The 17445-nt window shown below is 63.1% G+C and carries 13 protein-coding genes and 1 other annotated feature; of the genes, 2 read left to right on the top strand and 11 right to left on the bottom strand.

Features of this window, described 5'->3' with window-relative positions:
- Positions 1-7 precede the first annotated feature (7 nt).
- The 11 genes from hisIE to hisG all read right to left on the bottom strand — a co-directional run bounded on the left by hisIE (position 8) and on the right by hisG (position 14837).
- Positions 8-643, bottom strand: coding sequence for a bifunctional phosphoribosyl-AMP cyclohydrolase/phosphoribosyl-ATP diphosphatase HisIE (gene hisIE / locus PG899_RS20215; RefSeq protein ID WP_077095463.1), 636 nt, complete (start codon positions 641-643; stop codon positions 8-10).
- The gene (hisF, locus tag PG899_RS20210) at positions 636-1409 is read right to left on the bottom strand and encodes an imidazole glycerol phosphate synthase subunit HisF (RefSeq protein WP_010633929.1); all 774 of its coding nucleotides are present in this window, start codon (positions 1407-1409) and stop codon (positions 636-638) included. The genes hisIE and hisF overlap by 8 nt, the downstream gene beginning before the upstream one ends.
- 180 nt (positions 1410-1589) lie before the next feature.
- Positions 1590-5561 (bottom strand): PAS domain S-box protein, encoded by a 3972-nt coding sequence (locus tag PG899_RS20205; RefSeq protein ID WP_077095462.1) that lies wholly within the window; start codon positions 5559-5561, stop codon positions 1590-1592.
- Complete coding sequence (locus PG899_RS20200; protein WP_077095461.1) at positions 5558-7711, bottom strand: PAS domain-containing protein; 2154 nt, start codon at positions 7709-7711, stop codon at positions 5558-5560. The genes PG899_RS20205 and PG899_RS20200 overlap by 4 nt, the downstream gene beginning before the upstream one ends.
- Complete coding sequence (locus PG899_RS20195) at positions 7704-8813, bottom strand: response regulator (RefSeq protein WP_016350784.1); 1110 nt, start codon at positions 8811-8813, stop codon at positions 7704-7706. The genes PG899_RS20200 and PG899_RS20195 overlap by 8 nt, the downstream gene beginning before the upstream one ends.
- Before the next feature lie 165 nt (positions 8814-8978).
- The gene (gene hisA, locus PG899_RS20190) at positions 8979-9722 is read right to left on the bottom strand and encodes a 1-(5-phosphoribosyl)-5-[(5-phosphoribosylamino)methylideneamino]imidazole-4-carboxamide isomerase (RefSeq protein ID WP_044800028.1); all 744 of its coding nucleotides are present in this window, start codon (positions 9720-9722) and stop codon (positions 8979-8981) included.
- A 5-nt stretch (positions 9723-9727) separates the two neighbouring features.
- On the bottom strand, positions 9728-10369 hold the full coding sequence (gene hisH, locus PG899_RS20185; protein ID WP_077095460.1) for an imidazole glycerol phosphate synthase subunit HisH: 642 nt from the start codon (positions 10367-10369) through the stop codon (positions 9728-9730).
- Positions 10369-11520, bottom strand: a complete 1152-nt coding sequence (hisB, locus tag PG899_RS20180; RefSeq protein WP_077095459.1) for a bifunctional histidinol-phosphatase/imidazoleglycerol-phosphate dehydratase HisB — start codon at positions 11518-11520, stop codon at positions 10369-10371. Before hisB ends, hisH begins: the two co-directional genes overlap by 1 nt.
- Before the next feature lie 15 nt (positions 11521-11535).
- Complete coding sequence (gene hisC / locus PG899_RS20175) at positions 11536-12606, bottom strand: histidinol-phosphate transaminase (protein WP_190283595.1); 1071 nt, start codon at positions 12604-12606, stop codon at positions 11536-11538.
- Entirely contained in the window at positions 12603-13928 is a 1326-nt protein-coding gene (gene hisD, locus PG899_RS20170; protein ID WP_077095457.1) for a histidinol dehydrogenase, read from the bottom strand. The genes hisC and hisD overlap by 4 nt, the downstream gene beginning before the upstream one ends.
- A 12-nt stretch (positions 13929-13940) precedes the next feature.
- Positions 13941-14837, bottom strand: coding sequence for an ATP phosphoribosyltransferase (hisG, locus tag PG899_RS20165; protein WP_017408376.1), 897 nt, complete (start codon positions 14835-14837; stop codon positions 13941-13943).
- Between the two features lie 24 nt (positions 14838-14861).
- Positions 14862-14990, bottom strand: a sequence feature (His leader region).
- 186 nt (positions 14991-15176) lie between these two features.
- Between hisG and PG899_RS20160 the strand changes: the two genes are divergently transcribed.
- Both PG899_RS20160 and PG899_RS20155 read left to right on the top strand, forming a co-directional pair.
- Positions 15177-15419 carry a hypothetical protein gene (locus PG899_RS20160; RefSeq protein WP_077095456.1) on the top strand — a complete coding sequence of 81 codons (243 nt, stop codon included), beginning with the start codon at positions 15177-15179 and terminating at the stop codon, positions 15417-15419.
- A gap of 67 nt (positions 15420-15486) precedes the next feature.
- Positions 15487-17409, top strand: a complete 1923-nt coding sequence (locus PG899_RS20155) for an ATP-dependent DNA helicase (protein ID WP_045789731.1) — start codon at positions 15487-15489, stop codon at positions 17407-17409.
- Positions 17410-17445: the final 36 nt, after the last annotated feature.

The raw sequence follows: 17445 nt of genomic DNA, 5'->3' as shown, positions 1-17445 counted from the left end.
AGAAAATTTATTTATTATGCCGTTCATAAAGCCGCTGAACGACATCCTGCAATCCCAGCCCCTCATTTTGCAGCAGCACGGTCAGGTGATAGAGCAGATCGGCGGATTCGTTGATAAGTTCCTCCCGATCCTTGGCCATGGCGGCCAGCGCCACTTCGACACCCTCTTCACCCACCTTCTGGGCGATGCGCTTGGTGCCTTTGGCATAGAGGCTGGCGGTGTAGCTGGTGGCCGGATCCGCGCCTTTGCGGGCTGCCAAGATCTGCTCGAGCTCGGCCAGGAAGCCAAGGGGCGGCACGGGGTGGCCGTCGAAGCAGGAGGGGTTGCCCAGATGGCAGGTGGGGCCGACGGGGTTGGCGGCGATCAGCAGGGAGTCCTGATCGCAGTCGGTGGTGATGGCGACCAGCTGGAGCACATGGCCCGAGCTCTCCCCCTTGGTCCAGAGGCGCTGCTTGCTGCGGCTGAAGAAGGTGACCTGACTGGTCGCCAGGGTTTTATCCAAAGCTTCCCGGGTCATAAAACCTTGCATCAGCACTTCGCCGCTGGCGGCATGCTGGACGATGGCGGGGATCATGCCGTCACATTTTGCCCAGTCCAGGCGTTCGGCGAGCGACTGCTCGTTGTTTACTGCTTGATTATTCACGGATGGCGACTCCTTCGGTTTTCAGCCAGCGTTTCAGTTCGGGAATGGGGATAAGGCCTTTGTGGAACACGGAGGCGGCCAGCGCTCCGTCCACGTCGGCGAGGGTGAAGGCATCGCGAAAGTGCTCCATGGCACCGGCGCCGCCGGAGGCGATGAGCGGCACCTTGCAGACGGCCCGCACCAGCTTGAGCTGCTCGAGATCATAGCCCTGGCGCATGCCATCCTGGTTCATCACGTTCAGCACGATTTCACCGGCTCCACGCTTTTGCGCCTCCTGCACCCAATCCAGGGTATGCCAGGCGGTGGTGCGGGTGCGGCTCTCGTCGCCGGTAAACTGTTTGACCTGATAGTGACCGCTCTGCGCATCAAAATAGGAGTCGATGCCCACCACCACACACTGCACGCCGAAGCGTTCGGCCAGTCGGGTGATGAGGGTGGGATCGGCCAACGCCGGCGAGTTGATGGAGACCTTGTCGGCCCCGAACTCCAGGATCTGGCGGGCATCCTCCACGCTCTTGATGCCGCCGGCAACGCAGAAGGGGATGTCGATGACTTCGGCCACCCGGCTTACCCAGCTCTTGTCCACCACCCGCTCATCGCTCGAGGCGGTGATGTCGTAGAACACCAGCTCGTCGGCCCCTTCGCTGGCGTAGCGGCGGGCCAGCTCGACGATGCCGCCCATCACCTCGTGATTACGAAACTGCACTCCCTTGACCACCACGCCATCTTTGACGTCGAGGCAGGGGATAATACGCTTTGACAACATGCTCGTTGCTCCATGTAAAGCACTGTTAAAACTAACGTTGTTGCCAACGGGCCCAGGGGCCCGGCGGCGAGTGAAAAAGGTGGCTTGCATGCTTTAACAGCGGGTTCCTGAGCGGGAAAAAGAGACCCGAAACGGGCGGTGTCTTCACTCGGGGGAGTACCACTATATGCACGACTTTATTCAGTGATTCAACCCTTTATCAAGCTTGCTCGCGCCCTGATGCCGGCTGGTGCCAGCAGGCGCCTGGCCGCTCAAACCTGGCTGAGAGCCATCTGCTGCCAGCAGCTCACGAAGGGTGAGCAGGGCACCATCAAAATCAAACACTTTCAGCTGGCGAGCCAGGATCTCGCCTGGCGTCCCCAAGGCGAGCAGCAGGGGGGCCGCGTACTGCTCAAACAGCGGGATCACGGCGGTGTCGCTCTGCACCAGCAACTCTTCAATCTGGCGCAGCAGCTGTTGCTGCCCGTGGCTGCCAAGCGGCGCGGCGCTCGCGGCGGGGCTGGGATCTTCTTCCCCCAGCAGACTGGGCAGTTCGCTGAGGAGGCGAGCGATCGGTGCCATCCGCTCGGCCAGGGGCTGGCTGTTGTTGGCCAGATCCTGCTCCAGTTGTTGGCTCTGGGCGGCCAGTTCCACCAGCCCGAGGGTGCTGGCCACCCCGCGCAGGGTGTGGATCAGCCGGCTGGCGGCCGGCCTGTCGCCAGCATGTAGATGGCTCTCCAGCTGCTGCATGTCCTGACTGTGCTCGCTGGCGAAGTGGCGCAGCAGGGCGACGTATTTGCTCTGGTTGCCCTGCAGCGCCGCCAGCCCCTGTTGCAGATCCATCCCGGGCAGGTTTTGCAGGCGGGTGAGGGGGCCAGTCAGCAGGTCGGTTGTCCGCCGCTGGTATTTGGGGGCGGCGGCCGTGCTGTGGGGCAGCCACTGCTGCAGCGCCTCGAACAGCTTGGCGGGGGTCACCGGTTTGGCGATGAAGTCATTCATGCCGGCGGATTCGCAGGCCTTTCTGTCTTCTTCGAAGGCACTGGCGGTCAGCGCCAGAATGGGAACCTGCTCCCAGCCCGGCAGGGCCCTGATGGCCCGGGTCGCGCTGTAGCCATCCATCAGCGGCATCTGTATGTCCATCAGGATGAGATCGAACGGGTGCTGGCTGACGCGCTCCAGCGCCTCCTGGCCATTGACCGCCGTCTCGATGACGAGGCCGCTGTTGTTGAGCAGCTCCAGCACCACCTCGCGGTTGATGGCGTTGTCCTCCACCAGCAGTACCCTGGCGTGGTTGGCAAAGAAGAGGGCCTGCTGCACCGTCTGTTCGAGCGGCGCCGGTTGCTGCGGTTCGCCCTGACCCACCGCGAGGCGGGCGGTAAACCAGAAGCAGCTGCCCTTGCCAAGGGTGCTGGTGACCCCGACTTCCCCGCCCATCAGGGTGGCAAGCCGGCTGGTGATGGCAAGCCCAAGGCCGGTGCCGCCATATTTGCGGGTGGTGGAGACATCCGCCTGCTCGAAAGCCTGAAACAGCTTCTCGCTCTGCTCCGGGCTGATGCCGATGCCGGTATCCTCCACCTCGAAGCGCAGCAGATAGCCGCCGGCAAGCGGGTGGTCCACCCTGACCCGCAGGGTGACCGAGCCCTGTTCGGTGAATTTGATGGCGTTGGCCGCGTAGTTGAGCAGCGCCTGACGCAGGCGGGTGATGTCGCCGTGCACCCAGGCCGGGGTATCGCCGATGTCGACTATGATGGTGAGCCTCTTGGCACGAGCCTGCTCGCTCATCAAGGCGCTGACGTTGTCCAGCATGGCGGTAAGGGAGAAGTCGCTCTGCTCCAGTGCCATCTTGCCCGCGTCGATCTTGGAGAGATCCAGGATGTCGTTGATGATGGTGAGCAGGTGCTGGGCGGCGTTGTCGATCTTCTCCAGTCGATCCTGCTGGGTGTGATCCGGCGTGTCGCGCTTGAGCAGGTAGGTGAGCCCCAAAATGGCGTTCATCGGGGTGCGGATCTCGTGGCTCATGTTGGCCAGGAAGGCACTCTTGGCGCGGTTGGCACTCTCCGCCCGTTGATGGGCCTGAGCCAGCTGCAGGGTGCGTTCGTTGACCATCTCCTCCAGGTGGTAGCGGTACTGGTCCAGCTCCTCGCCGAGCTGCTTCTTCTCGGTGATGTCGGCCTGCACCGTCACGTAGTGGGTCACGGCTCCATTCTCCTGGCGAATGGGAGAGACGGTGGCGAGCACCTGATAATGAGAGCCGTCCTTGCGCCGGTTGATGAACTCGCCGTGCCAGCGCTGGCCGCGCTTGATGGCATCCCACAGGGCGATGTAGGTGGCCTTGGGGGTGAGGCCGGAGCGCAGCAGAGAGGGAGTCTGCCCTATCACCTCGCTCTGCTGGTAGCCGCTGGCAGCCAGGAAGGCGACGTTGACATATTCGATGCGGGCCTGGGTATCGGTGATGAAGACGCCATCCGGACTCTGCTCCAGCGCCAGTGAAAGCTGGCGCAACTGCTGCTCGGCCTGCTTGCGCTCGGTGATGTCGAGGTGGATGCCGAGCAGGCGCAGCGGGCGCTGCTGGGCATCCCGGTAGATGCTGCCCTTGCTGCTGAGCCAGCGTACATCGCCGTTTGGCAAGAGGATCCGAAATTCGATCTCGATGGGTTTACCGCTTGCCGGCAGCTCCGCCAGCAACTTGTCGAGACGGGGCTTGTCGTCCGGGTGCAGGCAGCTGTGCCACTGCTTGAACTCGCTGAGCTGCTCGGCGCTGCGGCCATAGAGGCGGGCGCATTCAGGGGAGAAGAAGAGCCGGCCACCCTGCATGTTCCACTCCCAGATCCCGACGTGGGCTCCCTCCTGGGCCATCAGCAGTCGTTGCTCGCTCTCGCGCAGGGCGCTGCTGGTGGTTTCGGCGCGGATGCGGGCGCTGATGGCGTCGTCCATCAGGTTGAGCGCCGCCAGCCTGGCGCGGCGCTGGGTATCGAGGGCCACCTGCTGGTTGTGCAACAGTTGCTGCTCGGCCAGCTTGCGTTCGGTGATGTCTTGCACCGTGCCATACAGCTCGACGATGGTGCCGTCGTTGGCACGCAGGGCGGCGCCACGGGCGATGATCCAGATGGGTTCGCCCTGTTCGTGGATCACCTCGGCATCGCACTCGTAGGGCAGGCCATCCTGCAGACAGCGCTCGACCGACTGGGCGATGGCGCGCCAGCCATCCTGGGTGAAGTACTTCCTCACCTCGGGGTAGATGGCGGGGGGCAGGGAGGGATCGCGGCCATAGATGCGGTAGATCTCCGGCGACCAGAAGTGGCTGTCGTCGGCGATGTTCCAGCGCCAGTTGCCGATCTTGGCCAGGTGCTGGGATTCGCGCAGGATCCCTTCGTTGCGGCGCAGCGCCTCTTCGGTCTCCTTGCGCTGCTGGTGATCCTCGATGACCGAGATGAAATAATCCGGTTTTCCCTTGAGGTCCTTGACCAGCGCCACCGTCAGGGTGATCCAGAGGACCTCGCCGCCCTTGCGCAGGTAACGCTTCTCCAGGGTGTAGTGCTGCCGTTCGCCCGCCAGCATCTGGGCGACGTAGGTCTGGTCGATGAAGAGATCATCCGGGTGGGTGATCTGCTGGAAGGTCATGCCCATCAGCTCGTCGGCCTGGTAGCCCAGCATGTCGCACAGCCGCCGGTTGACCCGCAGCCACTTGCCATCCGGGGAGACCAGGGCGATGCCGACCGCAGCCTGCTCGAAGGTGGCCTGGAAGCGGGTCTCGCTTTGTTGCAGGCGGGACTGGATGCTGCTGAGCTCCTGCCAGCGCTGGGTTTCCCGGGCGCGGGAGCGGTGCATGGCTGCGCTGAGCAGGCTGATGAGAACGCCATTGGCGATCAGAATGCCCCACTGCACCAGATCCTGCCCGGCGCCGATGCGCAGCTCGTGAAGCGGGGCGAGTAGAAAGTAGGTAGTGAGCAGACCGCTCACCAGGGTACAGAGCAGGCCGGGCAGCAGGCCACCGAGCAGGGCGCAGACGGTGATGGGCAGCATGAACAGCACCAGCAGCGGCCGCTCGCCAAAGGCGATGGGCAGCTGGACCCGGATCTGCAGCATCAGCACGGGCAGCAACACCGCCAGCAGGCAGACCCCCCAGCGCTGTCTGGGCTGGCGAGGATGCCACAGTGAAGACCAGCGCGTCATAGGGACTCCTCCGGCGGGGTGGGGGCCTGCGGATAGGGGGGTTGTTGCCCGAGCTGAAGTGACAGCTCGTTGATCTTGTGCTTGAGGGCCAGCATGGCCAGCTCCCGGTCCACCATCACCTTGTTGAACCGCTCCAGTTCATTGTTTTGCTGGCGAAGCTCGCTGGCTTGACGGGTCAGGGCCTGCTCGACCTGTTCGCGCTCGGTGACATCCAGCAGCAGACCAAGCACGGCAGGTTGGCCGCGATAGTCGACACGGCGCCCATAGAGCTCCATCTCGATGTTCTGGTGGTCGTGGTGCAGGGCGGTGAAGCGGGTGTGGATCTCGCTGTCTTCCTGTTCGCAGCGTTGCAGCTGCTCAGCCACCCTGGCGCTGTCTTTCGGACTGGCGAGGGCGTGCAGGGTGCCAATTTTGAGCAGGGTAGCGGTCGAGGCGTAGCCGAACAGGCGGGCAAAACCTGGGTTGATGTAACAGAGCTGACCCTGCTGGATGATGTAGATGCCGGCCAGTGACTGTTCCACCAGGGCGCGAAACAGCCCCTCCCGCTCGCGCAGGCCCGCTTCGGCCCGCTTGAAATCCGTGATGTCGCGAGAGATGCCGAAGATGCCTATCACCTGGCCATCGCTGTCCTGCAGCGGCCCCTTGGTGGCGAGAAACACACGCTCGCCGCCTGGTAGGGTCAGGTACTCCTCCTGAGTCTGTACCCGGTTGTTGGCGATCACCTGTTCACCCAGTGCCATCAGCATGCGGGCCTGATCGGGGGGAAAGATGGCCATGTCGTCCTGACCCAGCATCTCGCTGGCCGATTTGCCGACGAACTGGCTGGCGGCGCGGTTGAACAGGATATATTTGCCCTCTCTGTCCTTGGCGAAGATGGCATCTTCCGAGCTGTCGGCGATGGCGGAGAGCAGTTGCAGCGCCTGCAGGCGGCCGGCTTGGGACTGGCGAACCTGCTCGGCCATCTGCAGTCGGGTGTGCTGGCGCAGCAGCACGATGCCGGTGTTGGCGATAAGCAGCACCAGCAGGCCAATGAGCCCAATCCAGACGCTCTCTTTGAGCTCCGCCCGGGTGAGTTCGGCCTTGTCTATCTTGGCCAGCAGATACCAGTCGGTGCCCATGACCGGCTGTACGGTGCCAAATACCGGCGTGTTGCGGTAATCCTTGCCAAAGAAGAGCGCCTTGCCCTCTTCATTGCGACTCTGCTGCAGGAACTGGACTGCCAGCAACTCCTTGCTGCTGACGGGCAAATGCAGGGTGAGAGCCGAACCGGGGCGATAGCGCACATCGTTGAGAAACTGGATCTGATCGCCGCTGCGGCGAAACAGCAGGGCCTCACCGCTGCTGTCCGGCACCGGCCATGACTTGAGAATGTTGTTGAGCCAGTCACTGCGGCTTATCTGCAGCACGATGAAAGGTGACTTGTCGCCCGCCATGGGGAGTGGGGCGATAAAGTCGAGGCGGGCTTGACCCTGTTCGTCCAGATAGGGGCCGACCCGGGTGATGCTGCCGCTTTTTGCGTCCTTCAACGCTGCGCGCAACTGGGCGCTCAGGCCGCTGGCATCCGGGGTGTGCCACAGCAGGTTGCCTTCTGGCGAGAGCACGCTGGCGGCACTGAAGCGGCGAATGGAGATAAATTCGTCCAGTTTGGTCATCAGGTTGGCATGACCGGCACGGGTGGCTTGGGCTTCGCGATAGAGGGCGGCATATTGCGGATTTTCAAACAGAATGTGGGCGTCAAATTCCCGGGCGCTGAGCCATTCGGTGATGCGTTTGCTCTTGAGATCGGCAATGGTTTCGAGCCGGGCGGCCTCTTTGTCCTGGGTCAGGTTGATGTTCTGGGCGATGGCCATGGCGGTCAGGGCCAGGATCAGGCCGTTGAGCAGCACGAACGGCAACAGCTGGCGCCGGGAAGGGGAAGTGGTCACCGTCGGCTGGTCGATGCGCCGGCGCAGCATGGTATAGAGCATGGTGGCGGTGATGAGGATGAACAGCCACCCCTTGATGGTGCTGGCCAGCGCGAACTGGGCCGGGGTGCTGAACAACCACTCCACCGCCTTGTCGGAGAGCAGGATCCACAGGCTCGCCACTGCGGCATAGGTGAGCACGACGTTGAGCACATGGGCCCGGGTCAACGAGGGCTGCTCAGCCATGTCTGGCCTCATTGTCATCCTGGTAGCGCTCGGCGATGGCGACGAACTGCTCGAAGTGGTTGTCAAATGCCGTCACCACATCCGGGTCGAAATGCTGGCCGCTGCCGGAGAGGATCAGGGCGCGCGCCTCTTCATAGGGCATGGCCGCCTTGTAGACTCGCACATTGATGAGCGCATCGAACACGTCCGCCAGTGCCATCAGGCGGGCCGAGAGCGGGATGGCGTCCCCTTGCAGGCCGTCGGGATAGCCGCTGCCATCCCACTTTTCGTGATGCCAGTGGGCGATCTCCTTGGCCAGGGTGAGAAACACCAGCGGCTGCTCGATGTCCCGCTCGGCCTCTTCGATGGCGTCGCTGCCGAGCTTGGCGTGGGTGCGCATGATCTGCCACTCCGCCGGGGTCAGCTTGTCCGGTTTGAGCAGGATCTGATCCGGAATGCCCACCTTGCCGATGTCGTGCAGCGGCGCCGAGCGGCTCAGCAGATCGATGTAGCGGGGGGTCAGGGTGTCGGTAAAACGGGGGTGACTGGCCAGCGCACAGGCCAGTTGCCTGACGTAGCCCTGGGTGCGCAAGATGTGATTGCCGGTCTCGGGGTCGCGGATCTCCGCCAGATGGGCGAGTGCCCGGATGGAGACTTGCTGAATGAGGTCGTTCTCGGTCATCCGGCGTGCCACCTCGGCCTCCAGCGCCGCGTTCTGATTCTGCAGGCCGTCGCGGGCCTGTTTGGCCTCCAGCTGGGTGCGCACCCGCGCCTGGACGATGGCCGGTTTGATGGGCTTGGTAATGTAGTCGGCGGCTCCCAGCGACAGACCGTACTCCTCGCTCTGGGGGTCGGCGAGGGCGGTGAGCAGCACCACCGGAATACGACTGGTTGCAGGGGTAATACGCAGCTGTTTGAGCACCTCATAGCCGTCCATGCCAGGCATCATCACATCCAGCAGGATGAGATCCGGGATTGTCTTGCCAGTGGCGATCCGCAGACACTTCTCCCCGCTCTGGGCGGCGAGCACCCGATAGGTGGGAGAGAGCAGGTCGGTCAGCACCATCAGATTTTCGGGTGAGTCATCGACAATCAGGATGGTGGCGGAGTGAGATGTAAACATAGGTCCTCCGTGACGTTGTCTCAGTGAATTCGAGTATAGAGTCAATTGTTACCAAGTAATAAGGACTTACCTCGATTTACCCCTTGATGAAGAGGCTTCCGGCCGGATGGCCCGGCAGGGAGCCTCTCTCTCAATCGACGTCCTGATGGCGACGCTGCGGCTTGTTTACAGGCTGCCATTCCCCCAGCAGGCGATGGCATCCCCTACCGAGAACTTGCCCTCCAGCAGGGCGCGGCCGAGGATGATCCCCTTGACCCCTGAACCCTTGAGCGCCTCGATGTCTTCGATGCCGCCAATGCCGCCGGAGGCCTGAAAGCCGACGCTCGGATAACGGGCGCAGAGATCCCGGTAGAGCTCGACGTTGGTGCCTGAGAGGGTGCCATCACGGCTGATGTCGGTACAGAGCACGTGCTTGAGACCGGCGGGCAGAAAGCGCTCGATCAGCGCCTCGATGGTCACCCCGCTGTTCTCCTGCCAGCCGGCCACCGCGATATGGCGATTGCCCTGGGCATCAATGTTGACGTCCAGTGCCAGCACGATGCGCTCGGGGCCGTATTTTTCCATCCAGCTGGCCACCAGTTCCGGCGATTTGACGGCGGTGGAGCCGATCACCACCCGGCTGGCGCCGGCGGCCAAGAGGTCAGCCACATCCTGCTCGCTGCGCACACCGCCCCCCACCTGCACCGGTGCTTCGGTGGCCGACAGCAGCTGGGCGATGAGGGGGAGCTGGCGCGCCTTGGCATCCTTGGCACCGTCAAGGTCCACCAGGTGCAGTTGCACCGCCCCCTGGGAAACATATTCGTCGAAGCGGGCCTGCGGGCTGTCGCTGTAGGCGGTCTTCTGGCCGTAGTCGCCCTGATAGAGCCTCACGACTTGGCCGTTAATCAGATCAATGGCTGGGATAATCATCCTTGTTACAGCTCCAAAAAGTTTTGCAGTAGGCGGGCACCGGCCGCGCCGGAGCGCTCCGGGTGGAATTGGGCGCCAAAGAAATTGCTGTGCTCTGCAACCCCGCCCACGATGGCGGTGAAAGGCTTGCCGTAGTCACAGGTCGCCAGCGTCGCCTCGGTCACCTCCAGCGCATAGGAGTGCACGAAGTAGAAGTAGCTGCCGCTCGGGATCCCCTTGAGCAGAGGATGGGTCTCGTCGTGCTCAATCTGGTTCCAGCCCATGTGGGGCAGGCGCAGGTTGCCCACCTCCATCAGCTTGATCCTGCCCGGTACTATGCCAAGGCAATCGATCAAGGCATGGGTCTTGCCATCGGCCGCCATGCTCTCTTCGGACGCCTCCGCCAGCATCTGCATGCCGAGGCAAAAACCCAGCAGCGGCTGCTTGGCGGCGCGAATGAGCGGCACCAGCCCCCGTTCGTTGAGATTATTCATGGCGGCCACCGCAGTGCCGACGCCGGGCAGGATCAGCTTGTCCGCCTGCTCGATATCGGCCGCCTGGCTGGAGACCAGCGGCTGCACGCCGAGACGCTCGAATGCCATTCTGACCGAGGCCAGATTGGCGCAGCCGGTGTCGATAATGACCAGCTTCTGCTTGCTTATATCCATCACAGCACTCCCTTGCTGGAGGGAAGCTCGCTCCCTTCCACCTGAATGGCCTGACGCAGGGCGCGGCCAAAGCCCTTGAACAGCGCCTCCACCTGGTGGTGGGTGTTGCCGCTGCCCACCTTCATCTGCAAGGTAATGGCCATGGCGTCCGAAAGGGAGCGGAAGAAGTGGGGCACCATCTCGGTGGCCATCTCGCCCACGCTGTCGCGGCCAAAACCGCTTGGGCAGTCGAACACGAAGTAGGGGCGGCCGCTCAAGTCGAGCGCGGTGGCCACGTCCAGCTCGGTCAGCGAGGGGGCCTGGGTGCTGTCATTGGCGCCGTCAACCAGGCGGGGGCGACCGTCGATCACCGCCTGCACCTCGTCCATCGCCAGCACGAAGCCGAAGCGGCCGATGCCGCGCTTGTTGCCAAGGGCCTGGCGCAGCGCCTGACCCAGCGCCAGCCCGACGTCTTCCACTGTGTGGTGATCGTCGATGTGCAGATCGCCGCTCACTTTGAGCTTGAGCCGAAAACCTGCGTGGGTCGCTATCTGATCCAGCATGTGATCAAAGAAGCCGATGCCGGTGGCGATCTGGTTGCCGCCGCTCTTGTCCAAATCCACCGCAACCTGAATGCGGGTCTCCTTGGTGTAACGCTCTACTTCGGCCACACGTCCCTTGGACAGCAGCTGATCACGGATGGCGAGCCAGTCGTGATCTTGCGGGTGGTAGCGAATACCGCGAATGCCCATGTTGTCGGCCAGCTGCAGATCGGTCTGTCTGTCACCAATCACGAAGGAGTTGGCAAAGTCGATGCGACCGGAGGCGAGATACTCCTTCACCAGCCCGAGGTGAGGTTTGCGGCAGCTGCAGCCATCGGTGGGGAAGTGCGGGCAGATCAGCACCTGCTCCCAGCTCACCCCTTGCGATTCGAACAGGTGCATCATTAGGTCGTGGGGGGGCTGGAAGTTCTCCAGCGGCAGGCTGGCGGTGCCCAGCCCGTCCTGGTTGGTCACCATCACCAGCACGTAGCCGGCGGCCTGCAATTCGCGCAGCACCGGGATCACCATGGGCTCGAAGCGCAGCTTGGCGAGGCTGTCCACCTGCTTGTCGGTGACCGGCTCTTCAATCAGGGTGCCGTCGCGGTCGATAAACAAAAACGGGGTCTTCATCGCTACATCCTTGTCTTAAAAAGAGGGAGAGGGCTGGTCACGCAATACGGCCAGTACGGCATCCATCTCGCCCTGATAGCCGATGGTGACCCGAATGCTGTTGTCCAGGCCAGGCTTGGTCGAGAAATCCCGCAGTATGATGCCGGCGGCCTTCATGGCGGCAAAGACGGCGGCACCATCCACAAAGCGCACCAGCACGAAGTTGCCCTTGTCCTCGAACACTTCCTTCACGCAGGGCAGGGTTGCCAGTGCGGCCTTGAAGGCGGCTTTCTGCTTGTTGAGCTCCACCACTCGCTCCTGCATCAGCTCCAGTCCCATGGGGGAGAGGGCCTGCGCCGCGATCTGGGCGATGGGCTCGGGGATGGGATAGGGGGCGATCACCTTGGCCAGCATGGCGATCACCTCGGGATGGCCTAAGGTAAAGCCGCAGCGGATCCCCGCCAGGGCAAAGGCCTTGGAGAGGGTGCGGGTCACCACCAGATTGGGGAAGCGAGCCAGCAGGTCCACCACGGACGCCTCGGGGCAGAACTCGATATAGGCCTCGTCTACCACCACGATGGCGCGATCCCGCGCTTTCTCCAGCAGGGCGATGAGGCCGTCGCGGCCCACCAGATCTCCGGTGGGATTGTTGGGGGAGCAGAGGAACACCAGCTTCACGTCGGAAAGGCGATCGGCAATGGCGGGCCAGTCAGGCTGGCGGCTGGCGGTCAGCGGCTGCTCGACGATACCGACACCGCAGGTCTCGGCGCTGATGGCGTACATGCCGTAGGTGGGCGGGCAGATCAGGATCTGATCTTCACCCGCTTCGCAGAAGGTGCGGATCAAGAGCTCAATGGCCTCGTCGGCGCCGCGGCTCACCAGCACCTGATCGGGGTTGACCCCGGCGTAGGCGGCATAGCCGTTCACCACCTCGGCCGGCTGGCACTCGGGGTAGCGGTTGAGACGGCTGCCCTCGATGGTGAAGGGATAGGCCAGCGGCGCCTCGTTGGCGTTGAGCCAGACGTGGCCTTTGCCGCCGATGCGGCGAGCGGATTGATAAGGGGTGAGGGCCCGCACCACGCGGCGCGCCAGGTTGGCAATGCTCATGACAAATCCTTCTGCTGTGCTGTTTGTTGGGACGCGGCGGCCAGGGCGTTCAACCTGAGGGTGACGGCGTTCTTGTGACCATCAAGCCCTTCGGCCTGGGCGATGCGTTCGACGATGGGCCCAAGGCCCTGAATGCCGCGCTCGCTCAGCTCCTGCACCGTGTAGCGGCGCTGATAATCGGCGAGGCCCAGGCTCGAGCAGGTACGGGCATAGCCATAGGTGGGCAGGGTGTGGTTGGTACCGCTGGCGTAATCGCCGACTGATTCCGGTGTCCATGCCCCAAGGAAGATGGAGCCGGCATTTTCAAGCTGATCCAGTAGATCACGGGGAGCGCGGGTCTGTACGATCAGGTGCTCCGGGGCGTAGGCGTTGGAGATGGCGCAGGCTTCTGCCAGATCGTCGCAGAGGATCACCAGACTGCTGCCCAGCGCCTGCGCGGCGATATCGCGCCGAGTCAACTTGGCCAGCTGGCGCTTGATCTCGCCGTTGATGGCGTCGGCCAGCAGCGGCGAGGTGGTCACCAGCACCACCTGACTGTCGGGGCCGTGTTCGGCCTGGGAGAGCAGATCCGCCGCCACGAAGGCGGGGTTGGCGCTCTCGTCGGCAATGACCAGCACCTCGGAGGGGCCGGCGGGCATGTCGATGGCGGCACCGCGCCAGTCGCGCGATACCTGCCCCTTGGCTTCGGTCACATAGGCGTTGCCCGGGCCGAAGATCTTGTCCACCTTGGGAATGGTTTCGGTGCCGTAGGCCATGGCGGCGATGGCCTGGGCGCCGCCAATGGCGAACACCTTCTCGACCCCGCAGGCGCGGGCGGCGAACAGGATCTCGTCGCTGGCCGGGGACGGGGTGCAGAGCACCACTTCACGGCAACCGGCGATAGCTGCTGGAATGGCCAGCATCATCACGGTGGAGGGGAGCGGCGCGCTGCCCCCCGGCACATAGAGACCGACCCGGCTGATGGGCTGGGTGCGCAGCTCGCACACCACCCCGGGCTGGGTCTCGACCCGCACCACGGGTTGCACTTGCGCGGCGTGGAAGGTACGAATGTTGGCGATGGCCACCTCGATGGCGCCCTTGATGTCGTCACCCAAGCGGGCGCAGGCGGCCTCGATTTCGGCGTCGCTCACCTGCAGTTGCTGGCGCGGGGCGCGCTCGAAGCGCTGGCTCAGCTCGCGCAGGGCCTCATCGCCCCGGCTGCGTACCGCAGCGATGATCTCCCGCACCACAGCGCCGATGTCGGCTTCGTCACTCAGGGCCGGCCGGGTCAGCACGTCGGCCTGCTGGGCGGGGGAGAGGGTCTTCCAGATCAGGGTCTGCATGATGTCCCTTCCTTATTCCATCATTTTTTCGATGGGCAGCACCAGAATGGAGCTGGCGCCGAGGGCCTTGAGCTGTTCCATGGTTTCCCAGAACAGGGTCTCGCTGGAGACGACGTGCAGCGCCACCTGGTTGGTCTCGCCCGCCAGCTGCATGATGGTGGGACGCTCGGCGCCCGGCAGCAGATCGGTGATGGCATCGAGCTTGTCCTTGGGCGCGTGCAGCATGATGTACTTGCTCTCGCGCGCCTGCTGCATTCCCTGAATACGGGGCAGCAGGGTGTCGATGATCTTCTGCTTGGCATCGGACAAGGGGTTGGGGGCCTGCACCAGTACCGCCTTGGAGCGGTAGATCACTTCCACCTCTTTGAGGCCGTTGGCCTCCAGGGTGGCGCCGGTGGAGACCAGATCGCAGATGGCATCGGCCAGGCCTGCGCGGGGGGCCACTTCCACCGAACCGCCCAGCATCACGCTCTTGAAGCCGAGCCCTTTTTCGTCGAAGAAGCGCTTGAGCAGCCCCGGGTAAGAGGTGGCGATGCGCTTGCCGGCGAGGCTCTGTGGCCCGGTGTAGGTGACGTCGTCCGGTACCGCCAGGGAGAGGCGGCAGCCGCCGAAGTCGAGCTGCTTGAGGGTCTTGACCGCAAAGGGCTGGCCCTGGGAGGCGCGGATGAGCTGCACCTCTTCCAGCACGTTCTCGCCGATGATGCCAAGGTCGACCACCCCTTCCATCACCAGCCCCGGGATGTCGTCATCGCGTACCCGCAGGATGTCGATGGGCATGTTCTCGACATGGGCGATGAGGCGCTGTTCGCGCAGGTTGATCTTGAGGCCGCAGCTCTTGAACAGGGCCTGGGAGTCCTGGCTCAGGCGACCGGATTTTTGCATGGCGATGCGCAGACGTTGTGTTTCCATTGCTCGATTTCCTTCTAGTCAAAAACGAAAAAGCCCTCGGAAGTCAGTGCTTCCGAGGGCTTATGAATCTTGCGGTCCTTTTGGAAGTCACCAGTTAAGTGTCTTCCAGCAGTCAACCTCCTGAAAGACTATTCGGGATGATGATGGTGGTGATGAGTCTTCAGGCTGGTGAACTGCATGTAATCAATCCTTTACAAATAAGATGTCGTAGTTGACGCCCGATTTAAACTACCTGCCTTGACGGAAAAAGCAACCGGAAAATGTGATTTGGTCGATTAAAGTTGAGAAAACGGTTCTCTGGTCGATAACTAGACAAGGTGAGCCAGAGGAGGCGACATCATGCCCAGTCAGGACCTGTTATTCCCCATTCTGCCCCGGGCACCGGCTGCCCCGAGCAGTGACGACATCAAGCGGGAAGTGACCCAGATCAGCCAGAAGCATCAGCTGCGCAAGACCAGCACCGACAACGGTGACTCCCAGCAGCGCCAGCAGCCTTATCCATCGGCCAAGCGTGATCAGCCAGCATCTGAAGAGGACGATCACAAGCCGGATCCCGATCACCAGATCGATCTCTTCGTCTAGGCGCAGAATCAGTCCCGCTTTTGCCACACTTTTGGCATAATGCCCCCTTTTGCTGCGGGACGCCCTTTTGACCATCCAGACCCTGTTCAAGCCAGACGGCCCTCTGGCCAGCCATATCGACGGCTTCAAAGCCCGTGCCCCGCAACTGGAGATGGCCGAGGCGGTGGCGCGTGCCATCAAGGAGCATGGTCGCTTGCTGGTGGAGGCGGGCACCGGTACCGGCAAGACCTACGCCTACCTGGTGCCGGCGCTGGAATCCGGCAAACGGGTGGTGATCAGCACCGGCTCCAAGAACCTGCAGGAGCAGCTTTTCTACCGCGATCTCCCCACCATCACGGGGGCGCTCTCCTATACCCCGCCGGTGGCCCTGCTCAAGGGGCGCAGCAACTATCTGTGCATCGAGCGGATGAACCGGCTGCTCAGCGAATCCCACCTGCAAAAACCGGAAGTGCTCAATGATCTGGTCAAGGTGAAGTCCTGGTCCACCGCCACCGACAACGGCGACGTGGGGGATATTCCGGGGCTGCAGGAGAACGCCGAAATCCTCGCGCACGTCACCAGCACCAATGAAAATTGCCTCGGTCGCGACTGCCCCTATTACGACGACTGCCATCTGGTGGTGGCCCGCCGCCGTGCCATGGATGCCCAGGTTGTGGTGATCAACCACCACCTCTTCTTCGCCGACATGGCGGTCAAAGACACCGGATTTGGCGAGCTGGTGCCCGAAGCACAGGTTTACGTGTTTGACGAAGCGCACCAGCTGCCCGAGATCGCCACCAACTACTTCGGCAAATCGGTGGGCAGCCGCACCATCCTGGATCTGGCGCAGGATATCCAGCTCGCCTATCGGGCCGAGGCCCACGACATGGCCCAGCTCGGCAAGGCGGCCGACCGGCTTGCCATTGCCAGCCAGGATCTGCGGCTCGCCTTCGGGGTGGACGGTGGGCGCGGCAACACCCGCGACATGCTGCGCCAGCCGCTCTGGGGCCAGGCGCTGGCCCGCCTCAACGATGCCCTCGGACTCTGCTACGAGGTGCTGAAACTGGCGCTCGGGCGCGGCGAGCAGCTGGATCACTGTTTCGAGCGGATCAGTGAGCTGCGCACCCGGTTGGGAGAGGTATTGGCCATCAACCAGACCGGTTTCTCCTACTGGTACGACTGCTCGCGGCTCCATTTCACCCTCAACCTGACCCCGCTGTCGGTGGCCGAGCGCTTTGGCGCCGAGGTGCTGCGCCCAGAGGTCGCCTGGGTGTTTACCTCGGCCACCCTGACGGTGGACATGCGCTTTGATCACTTCAAAGCCGAGCTGGGACTGGCTGGCAGTGCCGAGCTTATTCTCGACAGCCCGTTCGACTATAGCGAGCAGGCGCGGCTGTGCGTGCCGCGCTTTCTGCCCGAGCCCAATGCCTTTGGCCGTGGCGAGCAGCTGGCCAATTTGATGATCCCGCTCATCAACAAGACGCCGGGGGGCTGTTTTTTTCTCTGTACCAGCCATCAGGTAATGCGGCAGGTGGCCGAGGTGCTGCGCCGGGAGATCGGCCGTACCGTCCTGCTGCAGGGGGAGGACAACAAGCAGCGATTGCTCAAGGAGTTCGTCGAGAATGGCCGCGCCGTGCTGGTGGCGACCAGCAGCTTCTGGGAGGGGATCGACGTGCGGGGGGCGGCGCTCTCCTGTGTTATCATCGACAAGCTGCCGTTTGCCAGCCCCGATGATCCGCAGCTTAAAGCGCGAGTGGACGACTGCAAGCTCAGGGGCGGCGATCCTTTCGCCGATATCCAGTTGCCCAAGGCGGTGATCGCCTTGAAACAGGGGGTGGGGCGGCTCATCCGTGATCGCAGTGATCACGGAGTACTGGTCATCTGTGATCCCCGCATGGTCAACAAGCCCTACGGTGCCACCTTTATCAAGAGTCTGCCCGCCATTCCACGGACCCGGGAGCTGGCGATGCTGGGGAATTTCTTTGAGCAGCAGGCGCTCGCCGGTCGGTGATCGCGTTTGCGCGGCCGCGGCCGGCCAAGCCTTGCA

Origin of the sequence: Aeromonas sp. QDB39, assembly GCF_027707585.1 — a bacterium.
Classification (GTDB): domain Bacteria; phylum Pseudomonadota; class Gammaproteobacteria; order Enterobacterales; family Aeromonadaceae; genus Aeromonas; species Aeromonas hydrophila.
This window is presented reverse-complemented; position numbering and strand designations above follow the sequence as displayed.

Coding starts and splice junctions, on each gene's coding strand:
- PG899_RS20200 (WP_077095461.1), bottom strand. CDS start 7,711: ATGGCTGAGCAGCCCTCGTTGACCCGGGCCCATGTGCTCAACGTCGTG.
- PG899_RS20205 (WP_077095462.1), bottom strand. CDS start 5,561: ATGACGCGCTGGTCTTCACTGTGGCATCCTCGCCAGCCCAGACAGCGC.
- hisD (WP_077095457.1), bottom strand. CDS start 13,928: ATGCAGACCCTGATCTGGAAGACCCTCTCCCCCGCCCAGCAGGCCGAC.
- hisA (WP_044800028.1), bottom strand. CDS start 9,722: ATGATTATCCCAGCCATTGATCTGATTAACGGCCAAGTCGTGAGGCTC.
- hisC (WP_190283595.1), bottom strand. CDS start 12,606: ATGAGCATTGCCAACCTGGCGCGCCGCGTGGTGCGGGCCCTCACCCCT.
- PG899_RS20160 (WP_077095456.1), top strand. CDS start 15,177: ATGCCCAGTCAGGACCTGTTATTCCCCATTCTGCCCCGGGCACCGGCT.
- PG899_RS20195 (WP_016350784.1), bottom strand. CDS start 8,813: ATGTTTACATCTCACTCCGCCACCATCCTGATTGTCGATGACTCACCC.
- hisF (WP_010633929.1), bottom strand. CDS start 1,409: ATGTTGTCAAAGCGTATTATCCCCTGCCTCGACGTCAAAGATGGCGTG.
- hisG (WP_017408376.1), bottom strand. CDS start 14,837: ATGGAAACACAACGTCTGCGCATCGCCATGCAAAAATCCGGTCGCCTG.
- hisH (WP_077095460.1), bottom strand. CDS start 10,369: ATGGATATAAGCAAGCAGAAGCTGGTCATTATCGACACCGGCTGCGCC.
- hisB (WP_077095459.1), bottom strand. CDS start 11,520: ATGAAGACCCCGTTTTTGTTTATCGACCGCGACGGCACCCTGATTGAA.